The 24,190-nt window shown below is 39.4% G+C and carries 21 protein-coding genes; 1 reads left to right on the forward strand and 20 read right to left on the reverse strand.

Going from position 1 to position 24,190, the window contains the following annotated elements; translation table 11 throughout:
• Positions 1–21: 21 nt before the first annotated feature.
• From CGC57_RS06215 to CGC57_RS06235, 4 genes are all read right to left on the reverse strand, one after another.
• The gene (locus tag CGC57_RS06215; RefSeq protein WP_095898417.1) at positions 22–1,023 is read right to left on the reverse strand and encodes a hypothetical protein; all 1,002 of its coding nucleotides are present in this window, start codon (positions 1,021–1,023) and stop codon (positions 22–24) included.
• A 96-nt stretch (positions 1,024–1,119) separates the two neighbouring features.
• Positions 1,120–2,250: a DUF2931 family protein gene (locus CGC57_RS06220; RefSeq protein ID WP_095898418.1), complete on the reverse strand. Its 1,131-nt coding sequence runs from the start codon at positions 2,248–2,250 to the stop codon at positions 1,120–1,122.
• A 121-nt stretch (positions 2,251–2,371) separates the two neighbouring features.
• Positions 2,372–3,067, reverse strand: a complete 696-nt coding sequence (locus tag CGC57_RS06225; RefSeq protein ID WP_095898419.1) for a hypothetical protein — start codon at positions 3,065–3,067, stop codon at positions 2,372–2,374.
• Positions 3,068–3,399: 332 nt separating this feature from the next.
• Complete coding sequence (locus CGC57_RS06235; RefSeq protein WP_232033955.1) at positions 3,400–3,711, reverse strand: hypothetical protein; 312 nt, start codon at positions 3,709–3,711, stop codon at positions 3,400–3,402.
• Between the two features lie 241 nt (positions 3,712–3,952).
• Here CGC57_RS06235 and recA point away from each other — a divergent pair, with 241 nt between their 5' ends.
• Positions 3,953–5,122 carry a recombinase RecA gene (gene recA, locus CGC57_RS06240; RefSeq protein ID WP_095898421.1) on the forward strand — a complete coding sequence of 390 codons (1,170 nt, stop codon included), beginning with the start codon at positions 3,953–3,955 and terminating at the stop codon, positions 5,120–5,122.
• A 39-nt stretch (positions 5,123–5,161) separates the two neighbouring features.
• Here recA and CGC57_RS06245 read toward each other — a convergent pair whose 3' ends face one another.
• The 16 genes from CGC57_RS06245 to CGC57_RS06320 form a co-directional block, all read right to left on the reverse strand.
• Complete coding sequence (locus CGC57_RS06245) at positions 5,162–5,488, reverse strand: nucleotide pyrophosphohydrolase (protein WP_095898422.1); 327 nt, start codon at positions 5,486–5,488, stop codon at positions 5,162–5,164.
• Positions 5,489–5,588: 100 nt separating this feature from the next.
• Positions 5,589–6,491 (reverse strand): type IX secretion system ring subunit PorN/GldN, encoded by a 903-nt coding sequence (gene porN / locus CGC57_RS06250; protein ID WP_095898423.1) that lies wholly within the window; start codon positions 6,489–6,491, stop codon positions 5,589–5,591.
• A 10-nt stretch (positions 6,492–6,501) separates the two neighbouring features.
• Positions 6,502–8,067 (reverse strand): type IX secretion system motor protein PorM/GldM, encoded by a 1,566-nt coding sequence (gene porM / locus CGC57_RS06255; RefSeq protein ID WP_095898424.1) that lies wholly within the window; start codon positions 8,065–8,067, stop codon positions 6,502–6,504.
• A 36-nt stretch (positions 8,068–8,103) separates the two neighbouring features.
• Positions 8,104–8,769 carry a type IX secretion system motor protein PorL/GldL gene (gene porL, locus CGC57_RS06260; protein ID WP_002679774.1) on the reverse strand — a complete coding sequence of 222 codons (666 nt, stop codon included), beginning with the start codon at positions 8,767–8,769 and terminating at the stop codon, positions 8,104–8,106.
• A gap of 67 nt (positions 8,770–8,836) precedes the next feature.
• Complete coding sequence (porK, locus tag CGC57_RS06265) at positions 8,837–10,213, reverse strand: T9SS ring complex lipoprotein PorK/GldK (RefSeq protein ID WP_040361252.1); 1,377 nt, start codon at positions 10,211–10,213, stop codon at positions 8,837–8,839.
• A 187-nt stretch (positions 10,214–10,400) separates the two neighbouring features.
• On the reverse strand, positions 10,401–12,527 hold the full coding sequence (locus CGC57_RS06270; RefSeq protein ID WP_095898425.1) for a prolyl oligopeptidase family serine peptidase: 2,127 nt from the start codon (positions 12,525–12,527) through the stop codon (positions 10,401–10,403).
• Between the two features lie 260 nt (positions 12,528–12,787).
• On the reverse strand, positions 12,788–14,185 hold the full coding sequence (locus CGC57_RS06275) for a di-heme oxidoreductase family protein (protein ID WP_095898426.1): 1,398 nt from the start codon (positions 14,183–14,185) through the stop codon (positions 12,788–12,790).
• An 85-nt stretch (positions 14,186–14,270) separates the two neighbouring features.
• On the reverse strand, positions 14,271–15,371 hold the full coding sequence (locus CGC57_RS06280) for an imelysin family protein (RefSeq protein WP_095898427.1): 1,101 nt from the start codon (positions 15,369–15,371) through the stop codon (positions 14,271–14,273).
• Positions 15,372–15,410: 39 nt separating this feature from the next.
• Positions 15,411–16,772, reverse strand: coding sequence for a hypothetical protein (locus CGC57_RS06285; protein ID WP_095898428.1), 1,362 nt, complete (start codon positions 16,770–16,772; stop codon positions 15,411–15,413).
• A gap of 298 nt (positions 16,773–17,070) precedes the next feature.
• Complete coding sequence (gene rpiB, locus CGC57_RS06290) at positions 17,071–17,493, reverse strand: ribose 5-phosphate isomerase B (RefSeq protein WP_095898429.1); 423 nt, start codon at positions 17,491–17,493, stop codon at positions 17,071–17,073.
• Positions 17,494–17,499: 6 nt separating this feature from the next.
• The gene (locus CGC57_RS06295) at positions 17,500–18,099 is read right to left on the reverse strand and encodes a GAG-binding domain-containing protein (protein ID WP_095898430.1); all 600 of its coding nucleotides are present in this window, start codon (positions 18,097–18,099) and stop codon (positions 17,500–17,502) included.
• A 23-nt stretch (positions 18,100–18,122) separates the two neighbouring features.
• Complete coding sequence (locus tag CGC57_RS06300) at positions 18,123–19,175, reverse strand: DUF4434 domain-containing protein (protein WP_095898431.1); 1,053 nt, start codon at positions 19,173–19,175, stop codon at positions 18,123–18,125.
• 121 nt (positions 19,176–19,296) lie between these two features.
• Positions 19,297–21,576 (reverse strand): TonB-dependent receptor, encoded by a 2,280-nt coding sequence (locus tag CGC57_RS06305; protein WP_095898432.1) that lies wholly within the window; start codon positions 21,574–21,576, stop codon positions 19,297–19,299.
• Positions 21,577–21,693: 117 nt separating this feature from the next.
• A complete protein-coding gene (locus CGC57_RS06310; protein WP_095898433.1) occupies positions 21,694–22,476 on the reverse strand; it encodes a UDP-2,3-diacylglucosamine diphosphatase in 783 nt (260 codons plus the stop codon).
• Between the two features lie 128 nt (positions 22,477–22,604).
• Positions 22,605–23,678, reverse strand: a complete 1,074-nt coding sequence (locus tag CGC57_RS06315; protein ID WP_095898434.1) for a Fic family protein — start codon at positions 23,676–23,678, stop codon at positions 22,605–22,607.
• On the reverse strand, positions 23,678–24,190 hold the full coding sequence (locus CGC57_RS06320; protein ID WP_095898435.1) for a hypothetical protein: 513 nt from the start codon (positions 24,188–24,190) through the stop codon (positions 23,678–23,680). Before CGC57_RS06320 ends, CGC57_RS06315 begins: the two co-directional genes overlap by 1 nt.

Consider the following 24,190-nt stretch of genomic DNA (forward strand, 5'->3'; position numbering starts at 1 on the left):
CCCGTGCGGCTCGTACTATTTTTATTTCTGAAATTCCCCTACCATTATGCGCCCACCACTTTCTGGTGAATTTCCTCGAAAGAAAATGCCCTCAGTTACCAAAAATTCATCTTTATAAAAGCCAAAAGTACTTTGTAAGATAGAAAAACCTTTTACATTATGTGTTTTCCAAGTTTTGCCATAATCATAAGAAAAACGAATTTCGGGAGAAGAACCTAAGGCAGAATAGTCACAAATAAAATTGTTGTATCTGTAATGTTTTCGCCTATTGTCCTTATTGATAATATACAACAACTCTTCATCTAAATTATAAATCTTTTTCTCATACTTTTCCTCATCATCTTCATTCTTTACTTGCTGTAATGTTAGTGGAGTATCATCTTCTTCAAATACCATAGAAGAGAAATAGTCATATTTATTTTTGAGTTTCTTGTATAACTTCTCTTGTTGAGAGATGACATTGTAAATATACAAATCATTGTTTTTCATATAAATCAAATCTCCATTCTGATTGATAGGATAAGTAGGTATATTTTTAATTGCTTTGGGTATTTCATACATTTTGCTTCGGTTTGATATATCCATTACATATTCATTTTCTTTGTTGCTATACATAATATATCTGCCGTCAAAAATACCATACCATATACTCAAATCATTATCACACTCATCTATTTTTTCCACCTTAAGTGTTTTATTATTAAATAGATAAATAAAACGATTCTCTCCCGAAGTCTCTATAATGCAGTAGTTCTCAGTTTTGTAAAAACTATCAAAGTAGCTTCCTTCTAAGGGGATTTCCTTATAGGTTTTACCTTTGTCGGTAGAGACAAAAAGCACCGCTTGTTTTTCTAAAATTTCAGGATCAAAAGCTCGCAAATCTTTTTCTGCTCCCAATAAAATAGTGTGGCTGTTGATTACTGCAATGCCATTTATCTCAATAGCTGCCCCTGTATTAAAATAACCTTCATATACTTTTTGTTTGTACAAATCCATAAAGTTGTATTGGGCAGTCCATTTCATATTGTCGTCTTTGGGGTGAACATAGAACAAGAGGTTAGGAATGTTGCTAAGAGTAAAAATAATAATGGTTTTATTACAAATTTCTGTGGCATATTTTTAGTCTAAGGGGGTGGGGGTTATGATATTTCTATCAGAAAGTTTATAGTATTCTAATGTTTTAGGTTCTAAAAAAGTTTGTTTGCCATTATCACCTATCAATTGAAAGGTGAGGTAGGTATTGTTGCGATTTACGCGAATATCTAAGTGAGCCGTTACTTGAGCGGCTTCTTTTCCAAAAACTTTTTGATAAGCTGCTACTACTGCTTCCCAATCAAACCAAACTTTTGCTAAATATTTTTGTCCGCTTTCAGCTTTGTAAGAAATGACTAATTCTTTAAACAAGGGACGTTTTTGAATAGGCTCTTCTAAATAGAAGAAATCTTTTTTGTCCATATAGGAAGCGAAATCAGTATACAAGGTAGTACCTGCCTCTCCATTCCAATAGCGATAGTCTACATCACCTATCTTTCCATCAGGAATTTCATAGATAGGGAACCATTGGTATTGATGGTTTCTATAACTATCCCATAAGCCAAAAGGGATAGGTTTGTTTTTATTGGCTTCGCGTACCGCTTTAGGAATTGTTAAGTCACTATTTAAAACCTCTTCTCTATCCTCTTTGCTAAATATAAGGCGTTCGTGACTATCTAACCCAGGTGGCTCTTTCAAATCTATTTTTTCGGCTTGGTATCTTCCTATTTCAGTAATTTTTTTATAGCCTCTACCTACCCATAGCACTACTACACCCCCAGGGGCAATACCCACTACTATAGTATCATAGGTTTTATGTCTTACTTCCCCATTAGGGACTCTTTCTTTATAACCTTCTCTGAAGAGTTTTTCTATTTTTTCATAATCAATAGCAGTCTTAAGCCTATAGAAGCAATCTTCTTTATAGGATAGCCATACCATATCTACGCTTTTAGGTAGCTTGTCCATTGAAGTGCTTTCATAACCAAAAGCATTTCCCCAATCGGGTTCTTCTTTTTTAGTATACAACTCTCTTACAATGGGAGTTCCTCCCACCATAGCGGCATAAAAACGTATAGGGTAGCCTATGGGAGTATTCACCGCTACGCCCCAATCGTATTGTAGTTCGTTTATATTCTTATTCTTATTATTGCTATTATAGTTCTGACAGCTAGCGAGCTGCAAGGCTAAGAGTAAAAATAATAATGGTTTTTTCATAAGAATGTGTGAAATTATTTAATAATCAGGAAAATAATAGTCCTACCCCTCCACATACTCGCTTTCGCGACTTCCCTTCCGAAAGAAGGGGGGCAAGCCGCAAAAGCAATACTATTTTGTTTTACATCATAAAATTGTAATAATCTACGCTTTTTAAACCTATAATCTTTTTAGTTTTCTCATCTTTTAGATAATCAAAACCAATAAAAATATTGTTATAGGCTTTATCGGCACCCCAGTGGGGGATAATTTCTTTGATTTGGTCTTCTTTGAGTTCAAAAACTATGGTAGGGGTTCCCATTAAATTACCAAAATTATCTCCATAGATAGGAGCTAATATTTCTGAAAGCTCTTTAGGAGTTGTATCTTTATGGATAGGGTGCCCCTCTACTAACATATACCCATCTATTACAGGCATTCTTTTCGCTGCATAATAAAAAGGATTTAGGTCTGACAATTCTTCTCTGCCTTCTGCAAAAGGACGAAAGTAGATGAAGAATCTTTCCATAGTGGAATAACATCTTCCCCATATAGGAAGAGAATTCCAAACAATAGCAGTTCCTTCTTCAATAGAAGGTTCTCCTATTCGTTTTATAAAATGGGTAACCGAATCCAACTTCATCAGCTGGTCGTTATAATATATTTTATATCCTTTGATTTCAAAGCGGTGCTTTTGTTTTTTAAAGGCTTCAATAGCTTCTTTTTCTGTAATGGTTTTTGGGGTAGTGGTGGTATCAGTGTGTTTGTTTTTAGGTGTTTGCCCGTTGCAAGCAATGGTAATAAAGGCTACGATAAGGATAATGAATACTTTTTTCATTTTAGGTTATATTATAAATTAATGTGAGTTCGGCGTAAGTAATGTAAAATATTTTTAATCTCGCACAAAGCGAGCGAGTTGGCGCAGCTGGGTATGTGAAACTCGAATTACACGGATTATGATGCGAATATAATTGTAAGTGAGTGATTTGCTTTTAGGGGCGTTTGCAAAACGCCCGTACATAACATTCTCTAAAAGTGATTGATAGGCAGGTTTATAGACTTTATTAAAAAAGCGATCCGCAAGAGCAATTAAGGATTTTGACAAAGTGTAGAGATAAGAATATGTTTTTTCTGCAAATATAGAACTAAAAAGCAAAAAATCAATACTTTTTATTTTTCTTCTCTTCTATAATTTAAACAATCACAAGGAAAATTTTTAATTTTAAGACTATCTCCTAAAATACATTTTTTTAAGTTAATTACATATTCCCCTTTTTGAAAATGAACTCTTTTAATCCCCATAATAAGATGATATGGTATAGGCTCTATGTAAATTTTCATAGTATCTTTTTTATAAATCAAAGTATTTTGTCCTTGCGATAATCCATTATTTTCTCTTCCCTTTTTATCAGAGAAGTATTTTATACCATTTTCAAATCTTTGTAGATAAATCTCTTTGTTTTCTCTATAGAACTTATCCACACTCAAACCTTCCCAAAGAGGCTAGGCATTCATATAATTATAACTGCATAAACATAGGAAAACGACAGATAATAATCTCATAAATAATATGTACAATACGCGTTTTTTCATTTCGTTAAATAGAATGCTACACATTTTCGGACAAATGTATAAAAAAAGACTGAAACTTCCTAATTTTGTTAATTCATAAAATTTTCGTACATTTGCACTTATAAACATCTAAACAATAAAAATCCAATCAATGGCAAAAAACGATAAAGAACTTTCGCTTCAAGATCAGAAAAAAGAAGCCCTTAAGCTCACACTTGCTAAGTTAGACAAGACTTATGGCAAGGGCATTGTGCGCGCTTTGGGCGACAACCCTATAGAAGATGTAGAGGTCTACTCATCGGGCTCTATCGCCTTAGATGCTGCTTTGGGAGTAGGCGGTTACCCTAAAGGTCGCGTGATTGAAATTTACGGACCTGAATCATCAGGTAAAACAACGCTTACCCTTCACGCTATCGCTGAAGTACAAAAAGCAGGCGGTACAGCGGCATTCATCGATGCGGAACACGCTTTCGACCCTGTATACGCCAAAAACGTAGGGGTAAATACTGAAGATTTGCTCGTTTCTCAACCCGATAGTGGTGAACAAGCCCTTGAAGTAGCCGATGCCCTTATTCGCTCTAACGCTGTAGACCTTGTAATCATCGACTCGGTAGCGGCGCTTACTCCTAAAACCGAAATCGACGGTGATATGGGCGACTCTAAAATGGGGGTTCACGCCCGCCTAATGTCGCAAGCACTCCGCAAAATTACGGGTAGCATTAGCAAGGCTAAATGTATAGTGATTTTCATCAACCAATTGCGCGACAAATTAGGTGGAGGAATGTATGGCGGTCCTACCGAAACTACTACAGGGGGTAATGCTTTGAAATTCTACTCATCGGTACGTCTTGAAATCCGCAAAGATGGAGGCGCACAAGGTAGTGCGGCTATCAAAGACGGCGATGGCAATATCATAGGAAATAAAACCAAAGTGAAGGTAGTGAAAAACAAAGTAGCTCCTCCGTTTAAAATGGCTTATTTCGACATTATGTTTGGCGAAGGTATCTCTAAAGTAAGTGAATTGTTAGAAATGGGTGTTGCTGCCGAAATTATAGGCAAAAGTGGTGCTTGGTTTAGCTACGGTGATAGCAAACTCGCTCAAGGACGCGATGCTACCCTTAGCCTCTTGCGCGACAATCCTGAATTAGTAGAAGAAATAGAAGCCAAAGTAAGACAATGGCTGAAAGATGGAGGTGACCCATTTGCTAAGCCTAAAAAAGGCAAAAAAGGTGCTTTAGCTAAAAGTAAAAAAGATGATGCTGAAGATATAGACGATGAAGATTTCGACGACGATGACCTCTTAGAAGAAGATGATGAATAGTCATAAAAAAACTCAGGGTATTGCCCTGAGTTTTTTTGTTTATTTAAGTTTCTCGTTGTTGTGATGTCTATCGTGATCACGCTGAGTTTTGCGGAGCATTTTCTTATCAAAAGCGTCTTGCAAATCAATGCCTGTTTGGTTAGCCAAACAGAGTACTACAAACACAACATCGGCGAGTTCTTCACCTAAATCTTTCTGCTTGTCGCTCTCCTTCTCCGATTGTTCGCCATAACGGCGAGCGATGATACGAGCTACTTCACCTACTTCCTCGGTGAGTTGAGCCATATTGGTAAGCTCGTTGAAATATCTTACTCCGTGTTCTTTAATCCAATTATCTACTTCTAATTGTGCATTTTTGATGTTCATCTTTTTGTTGTTTTGGAATGTAAATTAGAAAAGCACTGCTCTTGGGAGAGCAATGCTTTTCTAAAATTGTTGTAAAAATACTCTAACTGTGAATTTAAAATTAGTTCGTCCACATATCTTGCTCTCTGTCGCGAATCTTCTCTTTAATTTTATCAGATTCTAAGAGTTGTAAGAGAGCATTATCGGGTATATAATCCTTAATTTTCCTATCGCCATATACGTTAGCTTCTTTGTAGATTACCGAGCTAAACATACGAGCGTTAAGCAAGTGGTCGAAAGACATTGGGCGAGCGTCGTTCTTACGGTTGAAGGTTTTAGCTTCGTGCAAAATGTCGCGCACTTGAGGATAGAACACCCAGAACAAAGGTACTAATGCTGACATTGTAGAGTCATCAGAATCGATAAAGTTTACATCGGGAGCTACAGGAGCTAGGGCGAGCAAACGATATTTGAGTTCCCCTTGACGTTTGTCGAAATACCAAATACCTCTGATATGATACTGAGCGATATCGGCAGACTCTAAGTTTCTACGAGTGATGTACTCATCAGGAAGGGCTTCACCAGCGTTGAGCAAGTTGTAACCTTCGTCTAGAGTATCGATTTTAGAAAGAGAAGCCTCGATAGTTTCAGTACTTTTAGTTTGAGTGAAATAAGAATCTACGTATAAATCCTTGATTTTACCATTTTTGATATTCTTTAATAGTACATCGTACAAAGAACGGCGGTAAGCATCTACTTCCAAAGTATCAGTAGGGAAAAGGAGGGGAAAGTTAGCACGCTCGTTGAGGTCGATTACTTCCCATACTTCCACTGACCAAAGGATGTCACGATCGTCTACATACCCATAAGGTAGCGGCTTATCGTTATCCGCTTGTATTTGAGCTTCGGTCTTAACCCCTATATCACCGGCTACTTTAGCATTAAGTATATTTACCTGTGCTGAGGAAAGCTGAAATCCAAATACTATCATCAATAGTACTATAATCTTCTTCAGTTGTAACATAAAAATTTTCTTAGTTTGTTATTTCAATAATGATAGGTGATACAGGAGGCAATTTCAAGCTTGAGTTACCTACGATACTAGCTTTGATATCAAATACTTGTATCTTATCACCACGTTTAGCTCTTGCTACAGCTGCGCGAGCTTGTTCATTAAATTTACCACCTTTTACGATGATACTTGGTTGTCCAGGGATGAATACTTTGAACTCGTTTACTTGAAGTTTCAAATCGAAATCGAAGTCTTCGAGTACAGCCACTACAGGTAATACACCAACGTTTTGTTTAGGCAATTTAGCGTCTCCTATCATACCACCCATACTACCAGAGGCACGTGGGATATTTTTGATACGGAAGAGTTTAGAAGAGCTAAAGCGTTGACCATCGATTTCACCACTTACAGTAATGGTTACATCTTTACCTTGACCAGGACGCATTACCCAAGCACTACCAGATCTTGAAAGACCAGCTCCTGAAGCCACAATTTTGTTGTTAGGCACACCAGGCATAGAGATAGTGATAGGGTTATCAACACCGCGGTATACTACGTTCATCTTATCGGCAGAGATAACTGCTGAGTTAGGTTTAGGGATGGTAGAGAATGATTGAGCTACAGGTACTGCAATACGCTCACCATCTTGATCGAAGTAGAGGTTACCAGTAATTTTGTGTTCACCGGCATTACCTGCACCTACGTTCAATTTCACACGACCATCTTCGATAGTATAATCACTTGGTCCTAATTTTCTACCGTCTAAAGAGAGCTCTACAGAGTTAGGGCGAGTAGAAGCGTCTTTTCTACCTAATACGATAGATCCGTCGAATTTCTCACCTTGGTAGTAAGCACCTTTACCTTGCTCGAGCAAAGTAGTATAGTTAGTCATTGATACTTGATCTTTCAATTGACCTTCCAACGCTTTAGAAACGAACTCTTGTTGTACTGATAAGATATCAGATTGCATCATAGAGAATTTTGCTAAAGTAGCGATGTAAGGGAAACCTTCGAAGTTGAAGTTCAACCATTGAACGGTGTTACCATCTCTATCTTTTACTGCATCGGTATTAAAGTTATCTTTAACTTTTCTTGCGATATCAGCATAAGCTGGGTTATCACCTAACACTTTTAATAGGGCTTCGCGATAGTTTTTGATATTTTCTACGAATTTTTTACCTTCGGTAGCACCTTCAGCAAAGAATAAGTGGTCGGTATAGTCAGATTTATCCATTGCTTGGTAATCTTTTTCGTTTACCTTTTTATCGCTTTGTCCGATTGCTTTTTCAAGACCATCTTTTAGACCTTGTACGTAGTTGTACAAATCATCGGAAATGGTTTTAATTTGTTTAGACTGCTCGTTGATTTGAGCAAACTGAGCGGGACTTTCGCTTGCTTTGAGCGATAGTTGTTCCATCGCTGAGCTAATTCCCTGAGTATCTCTTCTATTAGATACTTCAAATTTTTGATTTACTAACCCGAACGCATCTAGGACTTGTTTCCCCATATTGAGAGCAATCATTGCGAGGAACACAAGATACATCAGGTTAATCATCTTCTGTCTAGGACTTAATTTTCCACCTGCCATAAGCTATTTTTTTAATAAGTTAATAAATAATTACTCTTATCTTGCACCGCTCATTGCAGATAACATTCCTCCATAGATTGTGTTCAAAGATTTTAAATTATCTTTGAAAGAAAGCATCTGACGATTCAAAGAATCAAGATTTTCGGCAATTCCTGCTTGTGCAGACACTTGTCTTTCGGTTCTTTCTAATTGTAATTTGTAAAGGCTATTGAGAGATTCTAAGTTAGAAGCCGCTTCAGAAAGTTCTTCTCCGTATTTGTGAGTAGCCACCATAGTGTTAGCTACAGGAGCGATTTCTTTACTTGCTTCGGCGAAATTTTCGATAGATCTACCCAATGAACGCATTAAGTTAGCATCGATCTTAGCTTCGGCTAAGATGTTGTCTAATTTTTCAGACAAAGACTCTCTGATGAGTTTGTCGTCTTGGCTTTGTTGAGCCATAACACCTTGGCGAGCTACAGGAGCACCACCTTTAAGTTCTGGATAAACCAAAGACCAGTCCAAATCTTCTTCTTGAGGCTCAAAAGCCGACATAAAGAAGATAACAGCTTCAGTACCCATACCTACTGCTAAAAGGAAACTACCGCTCATACCTAAGATATCTACGTGCAAAATCTTAGCCAAGGCACCAACGATTACGATTGAGGCACCAATACCATAAGCGTATTGAAAAATTGTTTTTGTTACTTTACTTCCTGCCATAATACTTTAATTATTAAATAAATGTTGTTAAATTAGTTTGATTTGTTTTACTTTTTTTATTTGATTATTATCTATAACCTCTTGCAGATTTAGCTTGTTGTTTTTCGCTAACCCCCATAAAGTCTTGAACGGTACGGAATCCGATGTAGCTACGAGCAGAATCTTGATATTCGTAATCACGAGTGTTTACTTGTAGCATAAAGGCAACGTCTTTCCAAGAACCACCGCGTATTACTTTACGACGGTTGCTATCGTCGAGTACGTTAGGGTTCATAGATGACATATACTCGTAAGAGTTAGGGTCGTAAGAGGTGTTAGTCCATTCGGATACGTTACCAGCCATATTATATAGGTTATATCCGTTAGGTTCGTAAGATTTAGCTTCTACGGTGTAGAGAGCGTTATCGGAAGCGTAGTCGCCTCGCATAGGTTTAAAGTTCGCAAGGAAGCAAGCTTTATCGTCGTAAGTATACGGACCACCCCAAGGATAGGTTGCACCAGATAGACCACCGCGAGCTGCGTATTCCCATTCAGATTCAATAGGAAGACGGAAAGCGTTTACGGTGTAATCACCTTTAGATTTTTGGTAAGAGTTTTTGTTCAAGGTACGCCATTCGCAGAATGCTTTAGCTTGAATCCAGCTTACCCCTACTACAGGATAGTCGCTATAAGCCTCGTGCCAGAAGTAGTCGTTGTGCATAGGCTCATTATAAGAATAGTTGAAGTCGCGAATCCAAACAGTAGTATCTGGATATACTTTCACGATTTCTTCTTTGATGAAGTCTTTACGGTTACCTCTCTTACGAGCGGCTTTGTCCATATCGAGCCATTGGTATTTGAACTCGAATTTTTGAACGTCCATAATGCGTTTGCCGTTGTAAGCTTCTTCTTCAGGCAAATACATTTTGTCCATTACTTCAGAGTAATACTCATCTGGGAATTTGTTTACATCCCAAATAAGCGCTACTTTTTTGTTCAGTTTTCTCGCTTTGTCATCACCGTAAGTATTTTGGAGATACTGTTGCCAAGCGTTCATTTTTTCGGTATTGGCGTCCAAATAGGCGTATTCACCTATTCCGCCACCTCCTTGGCTTTGACCGGTTTGTTCAGCCATATCGGCTAATTGTGTACGAATAATAGAATCGCGTACCCAATTCACAAACTGGCGGTACTCGCTATTTGTGATTTCGGTTTCATCCATATAGAATGACCCAACGCTCACAGTTTTGATCGTTGCGTTTAAACTCGCAGTTTTATCATCATCGGAGCTACCCATAATGAAAGAACCACTCGGGATGAGCGTCATACCATAAGGGGCAGGCTGCTTCCAGCTCTTACCTCTTACTCCTACGAGCTCTCCCTTGCCATCGCCACTTCCGCGTTTACAAGCAGACATTGCTAAAAGCACAAGTAGCACTACAATTATTCTTCTTGCCATAAACATTGTTTAAATTCACATTTAATTAGGGCGCAAACGTACGCATATTTTTTTACACACGCAAAAAAAATTCACTATTTATTTCTATAAACTATAAAATTTAACAATACCTTTACATTTTACACGCTCTAAACGTGTCAAATGTAAAAAAAGATTAAAATAAAAATTTATTTTTTTCTGCATTAGAGTCTTTTTAATTTAACTTTTTTACTCCCATATTCCATAAGGTGAACGCTTGCAAATCGGCGTTTTGCTCTATGGTTTTGCTCACTGGAGTTCCGGCACCGTGACCTGCATTAGTTTCTATTCTTATTAAAATAGGGTTGTTACCTGTTTGTTTAGCTTGGAGTTCAGCTGCAAACTTAAAACTGTGTGCTGGCACTACCCTATCGTCGTGGTCACCAGTGGTGATGAGGGTTGCAGGGTAACTGACACCTTTTTTTACATTGTGCAAAGGTGAATATCCTTTTAGGTATTCGAACATTTCTTTACTATCATCGGCAGTACCATAATCGTAAGCCCAGCCAGCACCCGCAGTGAAGGTGTGGTAACGCAACATATCAAGCACGCCTACTGCTGGTAAGGCTACCTTAAATAGTTCGGGGCGTTGTAACATTGTAGCTCCTATGAGCAATCCACCGTTAGAACCTCCTTTGATAGCAAGGTATTCAGGTGAGGTGTATTTTTGATTTATAAGATATTCGGCAGCTGCTATAAAATCGTCGAACACGTTTTGCTTTTGCATTTTGGTGCCGGCATCGTGCCACTGTTTGCCATATTCGCCTCCTCCGCGCAAATTGGGTACTGCATACACACCTCCAAGTTCCATCCATACGGCATTGGCAACACTGAAAGTAGGCATTAAACTCACATTGAATCCTCCGTAACCATATAATAAGGTGGGGTTCTTACCATTGAGTTTGATTCCTTTTTTATAGGTGATCATCATTGGTACTTTGGTGCCATCTTTAGAATTGTAGAACACTTGTTTGGATTCGTAGTTGTTGGCATCGAAAGCTATAGCGGGTTTCCAATAGAGCTCGGTAGCCCCTGTAGCTAAGTCCATTTTGTATATTTGAGCTGGATAGGCGTAATTAGTGAAAGTGAAATAGGTGTGAGTTTCTTGTTTTTTGGCGTGGAAACCAGCGGCTGTACCTATGCTGGGGAGTTTCACATCGCGTACTAACTCACCTTTATAGTTATATTGTTTTATCTGCGAAAGGGCATCGACCATATAGTGGGCAAAGAAATATTTCCCTGTAGCGCTGATACTGAGTACATTTTTAGTTTCGGGGATGACATCTTGCCAATATTCGGGTTGTGGTTTGGCAACCTCAGCTTTCACCAATCGACCGTTAGGGGCATTTAAATTGGTTTCAAAGAAAAGAGTTTTGCCCTCGTTGTCGATAAATTGGGTATCGGCATCTAAACTATTGGTGATGGTTACCAAAGGAGCTTTGGGATTTTTAAGGTCTTTTAAGAAGAGTTTGTTACCCGAGGTGTTTACTGCTGCTGAAATAAACAAATAGTGAGCATCTAAAGAAACAGCTCCTGAGACATAACGATATTTTTCGGCAGGAGTGCCTCCAAATATGAGTTGGTCGTTCTTTTGAGGTGTGCCAAGTTTGTGGTAGTAGAGTTTATGCTGATCAGTTTTAGCTGATAGTTCACTGCCTTTGGGTTTATCATAACTGGAGTAGAAGAAACCTTCGTTGCCTTTCCAAGCAATGGAACTGAACTTGATATCTATTAAGGTGTCGCCTATCACTTCTTTGGTTTTGGCATTGAGGACGATGCCTTTGCGCCAGTCGCTGCCACCTTCGGAGATGAGATAGGCTACCAAAGAACCATCTTCAGAGAAGGCTACTTCGCCTAAAGAGGTGGTGCCGTCGCTTGAGAAGGTATTGGGGTCTAAGAAAACTTCTTCTTTACCGTCTTTATCTTTACGATAGAGCACAGACTGGTTTTGCAATCCGTTGTTCTTATAATAATAGGTGTAGTCGCCTTCGGTGAAGGGTGCGCCTATTTTCTCGTAGTTCCAAAGTTTTTCGAGTTTTTCTTTGATGGCTTGTCGGTAAGGGATTTTAGATAGATATCCAAAAGTGAAGTTGTTTTGTTGTTTTACCCACTCAGCGGTTTCGGCAGAGCGGTCGTCTTCGAGCCAACGGTAGGGGTCGGCGATTTGAGTGCCGAAATAGGTGTCTACCGTGTTGTCCATACGGGTTTGAGGGTAATTCATTTTCTCGCTGTTAGCGTTGTTAGGGGTTTGATTGCAGGCTACTAATAGGAGTAGGGCTGCAGGGAATAGTTTGTGGATCATATCATTAAATTATTTTGGGCAAAGTTATTAAATTGTTTTCTATTGAGCAAATTATTGTTAGTAATGATTTGGGAGTTTTGGGGAAAATCTCTGAGAAGCTGGGAGAATCTCGGAGGCGGGAGGGCGTTTGCAAAACGCCCCTACAAAGTGATTGATTATCTGGGTAATCAACTTTGGCAAAGTCCTTAGACTTTGCCAAAGTGTAGCGATACAAAGGTGAATTTTAGGGTTCTGGGGTAGCTTCTATTGATTCTGTTTTTCTAAATGCTATTGAGGAACTCTAAGAGGTCTTCACGTTCTTTTTTGGTGAGTTTTAGGAATATTTTTTTGGATTTTTCACTTTCACCTCCATGCCACAAAATAGCTTCGGTGATGTTTTTAGCACGACCGTCGTGGAGGAAATTAGTGTGCCCACTGGCTATTTCCTGTAAGCCTATTCCCCATAGCGGGCGGGTGCGCCATTCACGTCCGTTGGCTAAGAAGTCGGGACGGTTGTCGGCGAGAGCGGGTCCCATATCGTGGAGTAGCATATCGGTATAGGGGTAGAAGGTTTGGTTAGCAAGGGCTGGAGTGGGAGCATTGAGGGTACGTTGCTTTACAGTATGGCATTTGGCACAACCAATGCCCTCAAATATATATGCTCCATAACGCACTGATTTTTTATGGGCATTACGCATAGCAGGTACGGCTAATGTTTGGAGGTAGAACTCGGTAGCATCAACCATTTCTTTGCTCATTTCGGGGTCGTCGTTTTTGCCGTCATCGGAATGAGCTTGCCCTTTACCTATTTCGACGGGATAATAAGGGTTTGTTACTCCTAAATCGCCTGAGAAAGATCCGGCAGCTTCGTCTAAAAGGGTGGCGGTATTGGCTTTCCATCCAAATCGTCCTACCATTCTTTTTTTGTGAACGCCGTCCCACACGTAGTTTATTTTTCCGGAGATGCCGTCGTTGTTTGCATCGTTTACATCTTCTAAGGCTTTGAGATCGGCTTCGGGGATATTTTCTAAGAGTCCTAAGCCATAGATGGGCATACTTGTGCGCGGAGAGATGAGGATGTTAGGAGGTACGGTAGCACTTACGCCATTGAGGGTGTAGTGAGGTACTTTAAGGGTTACTTTAGAGCCGTCACGGAAGGTGACGATAGAATCGGTAAAGCTTACAGCGTATTTACCCTCGGGCTGGAAGCCAGTGAGGGCTCGGTTCTGTACTTGGGTTCCGAAACCAGGAACGGGTAAGGGGCCTCCGTGAGCATCGGTGCCGGGGAGACTTACACGCATAAAGAAGCCACGTGAGCGTTCTAAATCGGTAGGAAATGCGGCTCTACCATCGCCTGGGTGGCAGCTGATGCAGGAGTTGCTGTTGAAGATAGGTCCTAAACCACCGTAGATAGGAGCGGGGTTGGTTACAAAAGTAGTTTCGAAAGCGCGGTCGCCAATGGTGTGTTTATCGTCTTCAGCTTCAGTAAGGTTAGGGGCTGCTACACTATAGGCTAAGCTATTTTCACTAAATATAGTAGTAGCTCCTCCTGCATAGATACGTTCGTTGAGGTCTAATAGGGTGAGCCCTTCATACTCATCGGAATCGGGGCTGTCGCTTTTAGAACAACTCATCAATAGTAGTGTACTAAAGGTAAGTGTGGTTATTATTTTTTTCATTGGAATGTTAGTTTTTTAAACTATGAGGAAAACGGCAATGAGAAAAGTTTCTCTTTGCCGTTTTAAAAATTAGCGGTTGTTTTGATTAACCTTTAGTGATTGCATAGTATTTGTTTACTTCTTTTTCTATCATATCACGTAGTTCAAATACTGTTTGTTGGGCTTTTTTTACAGCGGCATTACCAGCTGCATTTCCTTTGGTGATTGCCTGAGTGAAAGTGCCAGGGATGGCTTCGAGGTTGTCGATAGCTTCTTGTATTTTGTTTTTGAGTTTGGTATCGAGGGCAGTGTCTTTTGCTTTGATAAGGTCAGAAATTCCTTTACCTTGTTTGCCGTTGTATTTGCCTAAATAGATATTTTGAATACTTCGGATATTATCGGCGAAGTCTTTTTTAGAATTGTTGCTAAAGCGAGATTCTTCTTTATCAAATAGAGGGTCACCTGATTCGTTGAAACAATTGGCTATTTTTTCAGCCGCTACTTCATTGGCTATATGCCATAAGCCTGATGCGATTTCGGATACAGCATTTGTGGTTGTTTTGTATTTACCGGTACCTTTAGATGCGTTGTAGAAGTCTTCGGCATATTTTTGACCTTTTGTCCATCCGTTGAGTACAGCAACAGTATTGTTTTTCATATCTTCAGCAGCTGCTTTTAGATATTCTTTTTGTCGAGCAGAGAGAGAAGCTGCTGTTGCATTGCCATTTTCACCCCAAATGAGGTATTCTATAAGGTGGAATCCACGTGTTTCGGGGTTACTTTTAATTACATCGGCGGTGATAGAGGCTGTTCCGTTGATGATATTGTTCATAGCATTAACGTCCACAGGCCAAGTATCCATTGCTTCATCAAGGTCTTCAGGGAGTTTTACGGGTCCATATAGGAAGCCTTCGGATTGTTCCCAAGGGGTACGGGCTGCTTTCCAAGCCTCACGTGCTGCTGTGAGATTGGCATCGGTAGCATTATTTTCTAAAGAGGTAAGTGCGGTAACCATTGCATTGGTTTTGGCATCTAATTCGTGATAAGTAGGGACAATTACATTATTAACAACATCGTTGATTACGGCTTGTTCAGCAGCTACTTGAGCAGCAAGTTTTTGTTGTTCGTCGTCGTTGTTATCGTCTTTGTTACAGCCAATGAAGAAGAGGGCTGCAATTGTACTGAGTGTTAAGATTTTGGATTTCATATAGCTTATTTATTTAGATATTAGTTACTTGTTCAGGAGTTAGAAAGAGAAAGCGATACCAGCAGAGAAAGTGTTTTCTTTCATTTTTCTACCCATATACACGGGGGTTATTTGGGTCATATCGTAGAAATCAGCACCTAAGGTACGCCATTCGTAATGTGCTTTAGCTACTATTTGAGGGGTGATAAACCAGTTGAGACCAGCGGTAAATGCTTTGCGTTCCCATTTAGGACTTCTAATGATGTTTCCTTGTGTTTTTCGCATTGTATCGTAGTACTCATAACGTACAAAAGGATATAGTTTTTGTTGAGTGTTTAGAGTGGGGAAAAGATGGAGTATATCATAGCCTATTTCGGAAGATACACCCATAGCCTCTTTGCCTACATTGGTACGTTTTACGCCTAAAGTGCTTGACAAGCGACGGTTAGCAGCTGATATAAGGTCGGAGTTTTGTACAGTTCCCCAAATAAGGGCTGCATTAAAACGCAAAGGACCTTCGTCGTAAGAAAGGTGAGCAGTGAAGAGGGTTACATAGCCGTTTTTAGTAATATCTTTTTTGGAACGATTGGGGTTAGAGTTACCGTAGTAGAATCCAGCACCTATAAAGGTATGTTTGTTTTTTCCAAAGAGATAATCAATTTTACCTGAGTAAGCCCAAGCATCGGCATTAGCCATTTCAAAACGGAGTTGATGACCGCCTTTTATGAAGTTACGGGAGCTGAAGCCAGAAGAGTCGAGTCCGTTAGTAAAAGAGAGTTCGTATCTGAAGTTTTTGAGGAAAGTGCCGTATAATTGTAGTCCGTTTTCATACCATCCTAAGGGGAGGATTTCGTTTTCCATATTAAGTTTATGGGTGGTGAAGTAAGCAGTGGGTCGGTCGAGGGTTTGGGCGAGGTTTAGGTGTAGTTTTACGCGTCCTACACGTACGCCGAAATAGGGGCGGAGATGGAAATCGAGGTACATTTGTTCGAGTTTTACCTCACCCCCAGCTTCAATTTCTTGTTCAAATTCTCCGGCTTCTTCTTGGACGTCGTATTCCATAGTTGCGCCTGTGCCACCGTGTTCAAACTCTACTTCAGAGCGCATACTTATCCAATCGTTGAAGCGATACCCTATATATAGATTGAGGCGCTCGGGGTCTATCTTGTCGCGGATTTGTGAATCGGAGTCGTAAGTGCCATAATTGTAATAGTTTACTGCTCCATAGCCGCTAAAAGAAAATTTATCCCAACTGAGGAGTGATTTTTTCTCTTTTTCTTTATCAAGAGAATCTTTTTGTTTTAACTCCTGAAGAATTTCCTGCTTGATTGTTTCCTTCATACTATTATAGTCGGTAACTTCTTGTGCTTTTAATAACAGAGGGAAGCTAATAATCAACGCTATAAACATTATCTTTTTCATCGAAAACACATTATTTAGAATAATTCGATACAAAGATATAGCTTATTTATTATACTTCCAAATAATTTATAGATTTTTTTTTTTGAGAAGGTTTTAGAGGGAGTGGAGTTTTAGGAGAATCTTGGAAAATCTCAAAGAATCTTGGAGGTGGGAGGACTACTTATGGGCGTTTGTAAATAAGGGCGTTTACAAAACGCCCCTACATAATGTGATCTAAAAGTAATTGATTATTTGGGAGATCAACTAATAATCAACTTTGGCAAAGTCTAAGGACTTTGCCAAAGTGTGTGATGTGATTTTAAATTTTATTTACACGGCGTTCGTGTCGACCGCCTTCAAATGGGGTGATTAAGAATGTATTGGCGATTTCTACTGCTTGCTCAATGGCGGTGAAGCGGGCGGGAATGCTGAGTACATTGGCATCATTATGGGCGCGAGCAAGGGCTGAAATTTCTTTTGTCCAGCATACAGCACAACGCACGTGTGGGTGCTTGTTGGCAGTCATTGCAATGCCGTTGCCACTACCGCAAATCACGATACCGAGGTCGGCTTTGCCTTGTTCTAAAGCTTGGGCTACCGCGTGACCGAAATCGGGGTAGTCTACACTTTCGGGGGTATCGGTTCCGAAGTTGAGGACTTCAATGTTTTTGTTTTTTAAAAAGGCTGTGATAGCGTTCTTGTAATCGACTCCTGCGTGGTCGTTTCCTATGGCTATTGTCATTTTATATTATGATTTTAGTTTGTTTACTATATCGATAATTTTATTGTAGTTGAGTACAATCTCTTCATTGGTTGATTTTATAAAGTGCTCATTCCCTTCTTGGGTTGTATATAGACCATCAAAAGTAGCTTTGATAAGGTTTTCTATTTCGGTATTAGTAGGGTATTGCTTGCGATAGACCTCAGCTTGGCGTGCCATTAGCTCTATGTGTGCATAGACCACCCCGTATTGGTATAAATCTTCGTAGGTTTTCTTAGCTAAAGCTACATCGATATTGCTCTTTTTATTGTTATAATTTTGGAGGAGTTCATTAGAAATTCTCTTTCCTTCTGCCCAAGCGTAATCTTGCCCAGCATATTTGTATTTATCCTTAGGATATTGAGGTAATTTATCAACCGCAACGAGCAAGATGTTGTACTCGGCAACAGTTTGATCGACAAGCACTTTATAGGCACTTACATCGTTCACATCGGTTTTGTAATAGGCGATATTCTCCTTGTGAGGAATATCTTTTTTTGTGTTTTCGGGGGTGCTATCATCTTTCTTACACCCTGTGGCAAAGGATATTGCCAATGCAATTACTGTAAAAATAAAATAATGTTTCATATAAAGTTAATTAATATTTACGGTTAAAGAGCGTTTTTATGTTTGATATAGTTCTTATAGGCTTCTCTTAGGGCATCGGCTTTAGCCTTGTGCGGGCTCTTAGTGCTCATATCATCAAAATAGTGAAAAGATACTATTTTGCTGACTTTGGGAATAGAAAGAGCTGTTTCCAATTGTTGTTTTACCCTATCGAAAGTGGCAGGCTCAAAAGGATACTCACCATTAGGCGATGCAAAAGTTTCTAAATCACTCCAAAATACACCTTTATAGTTTTTGTTTTCTTCAAAGAGTCCGCGTTGTGCAGCCTCATAATAGTTGGCAAGTCGGTTGAGGGTTACGTGTTGTGCGCCTACACCATCTTGTAACATTATAATTTGCAGGTTGCTTTTAGCTAATTCTGCCATAAAGTGTTGCAGCTGCTCGGGTGTGGAGAGTGAGCTATTCCAAAAGGCAGCGATAGACACAGGTTTGTTGTTCAATTGGTGCAAACGGTTGGAAATGCGATCTACAAAATGCTCTCTAAAAAGGCGTACTTTCTCATCGGTATTATAAGCATTAGGCTCAGGCTCGTGCGGGATATACCAACCTTTGAAAGCAGTGTGTGTGCCAAATTGTGCTTGTATTTCTTCGGCTATGGCAATACAATAATTGGCTTGTGTTTGCAGCCACGCCACATCAGTTTGATGTTGCCAATAAGTATCATCAAAATGCAAACCTATATGCACCTCTATTCCTTTTCGCTGAGCTGAAGCTAATACACGTTCAAGGGTGTGTTTGCTTTTGGTAGCGGTAAATGTATTTGCGGAATTGAACCAAGTGATATTGTTGTAAGCATTTTTGAATGCGGTATATTGCACAATAAGGGTGTTCATTCCTACATCTTTGATTTCGGTGAGAAACTCGTCCCATTGTGCTTCACTCCAATTATCTTTGCCGAAGAGTTGCAAAAAAGTACCTGTAAGGGCTTTTGGGTTTAATTGTGGAGGATATACGCAAACAATTTCTTCGTTATTCTCTTTTTTACAAGCTATAAGACTGAAAATAGAGAACAGAATAAAGAGTAAGATTTTTTTCATTAGGTGTTATTTTGTGGCAAAGTTATGAAATAATGAGTAGTTGCGCAAATTTGCCATAGAAATAAAAAGCTGTTCAACAAAAATGTTGAACAGCTTTTTATATTTTATTTACCAAAGGGTTTTAGAATTGATAGCCTACACCTCCTAATACGCTGATAGTTGCTGCTGGCATAATACCTCCCCAAGCACTGTGGCGGGTAGTGAAGTATTTGCGGTTAAGCAGGTTCAAGGCATTGAGGTTGAAATTCCATTGCTTGTAGCTATAATTGGCAGTTGCATTGAGCAAGAAAAATTTAGGTATCAAACCTATATTGCCATTAGCTGAACCTACTTCAGTATTTTTAATATCAGAAAATTGTGAGCTTACAAAGTTGCCATATACGTTGGTAGTGAGCGTTCCTTCACCTATAGCACATTGGTATTTGGCTCCTGCAGTAGCGGTGTAGCGCGGTGCATAAGGCACGCGGTTGCCTTTGTACATACCATATTCTATAGTTGCTCTTTGGATAGCACCATTACCATAGAGTTTTAATCCTTCTACTGGATAAATAGCACCACTTACTTCTATCCCACGATGTAGGGCTTTTCCTCCGTTGTTAAGCAAGCCACTTTCGCGGAATATTTTATGGTTGAAGTCTAATATATAGGCTGCTAATTCTATTTCTAACCATTGTGTAGGCTGGGTGCGGAAGCCTATTTCGTAGTTATTAGAAGTTTCGGCATCAAGGTCGCCATTGGTTTCAAAAGCCAATCGTATTTGAGGCATTTTATAACCTTTAGAATAAGTAGCATAAGCGCGGTAGTTTTCAGAGAATTTATAGAATAACCCCAATGAATAGATGAAAGCATCTTCATTGCGATTATCCCAATTGTTACGGAAGTAATCTTCTTTGTCGTAATTCACAAAAGTATAGCGCAACCCAGGGTTGATATTAAGTTTATCGGTGATGTGAAACTCGTCAAACACATAGCCTTCTACTACAGCTACGGTATTAGCGGAATTGGCAGTAGTCTTGCCTGCTTTTTTACCCATTTCGTCGCCTGCTACCGATACTTCGTGAGTAATATCAGTATGTAGGCGGATACCTGCTAAGAGTTTGTTTTCTTTGCCGAATAGGGTATTGGTACGCTCGTAGTCGGAGAATAAGCCTACTGTAGGGATATCGCGCAAGGCAGAGGTGAATTTACGCTTGGTAGGGTCGGCATTGCGGTTGTCGAGCCACCAGTCTCTTTTTAGGTAACTACCATATATAGAAGTAGTAAGGCTATTTGTTTCATCAAAACTGCGTTTGTATGAGATAGCGGTACTAAAGCGTCTTGCCTCAAAAAAGTCGTGTGGATTTACAGATTGCTCAGGGTCTTGCTCCCATTGTGCTTGACTGAGTCCTCCAGGAGTATCGGAATATTCAGTAAAACCATTGAGGAAGAAGCGCCATTCGTTTTTCTCGCCTACTTTTGCTGTTACATTGGCAGTAAGGTCGTTTACATTATAGCGACTGCGCGATTTTCTGAAGCCATCACCTTGTCGGCGGTGGAAGCCAGCATAGTAATTCATATTTCCTTCATTGGTATTACCTACTGTTTCAATACCTATGTTCAAAGCGTTGTGATTGCCGTATTGCAAGTTGATGCCAGTGTAAGGACGAGCAGCACCTTTTTTGGTGATGATATTCACTACCCCACCTATACTACCACTTCCGTAGAGCGCTGGTGAAGCACCTTTTATCACTTCCACACTTTCGATAGCGCCTACGGGCATCATATAGTAACCTCCCATATCGGAATAGCTTTGCCCGATAGGTATTTTACCATCGATTACTACCAGAGTATTGCTATTCCGGTTGGGCTCCATACCGCGTAATCCAATACCAGGGCGCAATCCGCGACCGTCTTCGTCTATATAGTTTACTCCTGGCATAAAGCGCACTGCATCGCCTACTGCGGGAATAGCCAATTCTTTTATTTGTGAAGCTGAAATAACATTTACGGTACCTGCAAAGTCTTTAATTTGCCGTTTGATACCAGTAGAAGTAACGGTTACCTCTTTGAGTTCTTGTGTAGAGACTTTCATCTGTACGGTAATAGATGAACGTCCGTTTAGAGCAATTTCTTGAGTTTGATATCCTAAGAAGCGGAATACGAGTACGGCGTTTTCATCGGCTTGAAGAGAGAAACGTCCGTTTTCATCGGTAACGACCCCGCGATGGGTATCTTTTACTACTACGCTCACTCCTAGCATTGGAGAGCCATCGGCATCGAGCACCTGCCCTTCTACTTCTATCTCTTCCTGCTGATATTGCTCAGTATAGAGAGTTTTAGCAATTGAAGTTTTTGCTTCTGTTGCAGAGGTTGCTATCATACTTAATAGCAAACTGCCCAAAAATAGTGATTTGTTTTTCATAAAAACATTTTTATTTATTTACTTTTTGGGCACAAAAATAGAAACTTTCTAAATAATTGCAAATTATTATGTAGATTTTTTTTAAATAATATTTCTAATACCTTTATTTTATTAGCTTTAGCAAGTACTCTTATCGGTAAATTCCTTTATTTCCAATCCTGTTTTGGGGTCAAAAACTGCATAGGTAAAGTAGTGAATCCAGTCGCCGGTGTTGATATAGGTACTCCCCTCCCCTATCCTAATGTTCATTGGCAGGTGGCGGTGACCAAAGAGAAAATAGTCGTAATGCTGGGTCTCGAGTTTGCGTTTGCAATACTGCACCAACCATTCATTGTCTTCTCCCAAGAAATGTACATCTTCAGCCCCTGAGATGAGTTTATTTTTCACCGAGAGGTATTGCGCCAATCGCACGCCTATATCGGGATGTAACCAGCGGAAGAGCCATTTGCAAAAGGGATTGGTAAAGACTTTTTTCATTCGCTTGTAGCCTTTATCACCTGGTCCTAAGCCATCGCCGTGCCCTATCAAAAAACGTTTGCCTGCACATTCTACTTCTAATGGACGGCGATATACAGGGATTCCTAATTCGGTTTGGAAATAATCGTCCATCCACAAATCGTGGTTGCCTACAAAAAAGTAGATAGGAATACCACTGTCGCGCAGTTCGGCGAGCTTGCCCAAAGTGCGCACAAAGCCTTTGGGGACAACTGTTTTGTACTCAAACCAAAAGTCGAAAAGGTCGCCGAGGAGAAATATGGCACCTGCATCGGCTTTGATTGTATTGAGCCATTGCACAAATTTAGCTTCGCGGGGTTTGCTTTCGGCAGCAGTGGGCGCTCCGAGGTGATTATCGGAGGCGAAGTATATCTTTTTATCTTTGGGTAATTCTATAGATAACATTAGTTCTTTAATTTATCATTTATACAAAAAGTCCATTTCGTATAAATGAAGAATATGATATGGAAAAAAATGGCGTTTTTTTTCCACATTACTAGTAACGTGGCAAAAAATGGCGTTTTTTTTCCACGTTATACTTTTTCTCTTTGGAGTACTTTTATCAAATTTTCGTTGATATAATAGTTTGACTTCCCTACTTTCAACTTGCTAAGTAACCCTATTTCAGCAATCGTATCTAAATAGTTTTGTGCAGTGCGTTTAGTTACATCTAAATCTATTGCTAAAAACTCTATCTTAGTATATGGGTTTTTGAAGAGGTTGTTCAGTAAATCCTGACTATATATTTTAGGTAGCTCACTACGCAAGAGTTGTTTGGTTTGTTGCATCAGTGTTTTGATGTTTTGTACCATCTCAATAGTTTCAATGGCGGTTACTTCTACTCCTTTGAGTAAATACAAAATAAGTGTTTCCCAATCGCTTTTGGTTCTTACTCCTTGCAAAGCTTTGTAATAATCAGTTTTATGCTGAATGATATACCGACTGAGGTAAAGCACTGGCAGGTCGAGCAAACCTTGTAATACCAAATACAAAATATTGATGATACGCCCTGTACGACCATTGCCGTCATAAAAAGGGTGAATACTCTCAAACTGATAATGGATAATAGCCATTTTAGTAAGTGGGTCAAGCTCCGAAAACTCAGGGTCGTTGATAAACTTTTCGAGATTTGCCATTAAGTTGAGTATCTCATCTTTATCTTGTGGTGGTGTATACACTACCTCATTATAGCTATTGATGAGCTTAGTACCGGCTTGTGTTCTGAAGCCTGCTTTATTTGCTTCGAGTTGTTCTTGAATGAGCAATATATGTTTGTTGAGCAACAACCGTTCATTACGCACAATTTCAAAACCCATTTTCAAGCCTTTGGCATAATTTAGTACCTCTTTACTGGCTGGGTTGGTATCAATCATAATGTTTTCCTTATAGAGGTCGTCGTGAGTGGTAACGATATTTTCAATCTCGCTACTGCTTTTTGCCTCTTGTAAGGAAAGAGTATTGATGAGGATTTGCTCATTAGGGATTGTTTTTACTACCCCTTTCAGTTCAGCTAAATGCCTATGAGAGAGGGTGAGCTGTTTGAGAATTTCTCGGGTTTCAATTTCTGACGGAGGTGGTAATAAGGGTAATGTAAAATCTGTTTTCATTATGAAACATTCATTAGTTCGGAAAGGTCTTTTTGTAGGAACTCGGTATCGACATAAACTTCCTTGGGGTTTTGTGGGTTGTAATACACATTGATATAGCCTTGCACATTCAGCTTTACTTGTGCCACACTAGCATCTATATCGGCAACAGTAGTTTGATATACTTTTACAGGAGAGCTACTTTTGTCGTAACATCTTATATAACTGAGTTTCATTTTTTCTTCTCCTAACTGTAATTTATTAAATAACATTGCTTCTGTAAAAAGCATTGTTTCCTCAAGATCGCTTTTCATACGATTATTTTCTACTGCATGTAAATCGAAGGTAGTATTTTCATTCATCACATCGCAATGGTCAGCATGAATACACACCTTTTGCCAATTATTCCGAATATAGTCCAGAGTATTCTCCTTTAATGAATTTTGTGCAAATGAATTGTGCAAACGCTTTATGATGTTCCTTTTGTAAAACAAAAGAATAATGAGTACTATAATTAATAGTATAAGTCCCAT

It is taken from the genome of Capnocytophaga sputigena (assembly GCF_002302495.1).
GTDB lineage: Bacteria > Bacteroidota > Bacteroidia > Flavobacteriales > Flavobacteriaceae > Capnocytophaga > Capnocytophaga sputigena.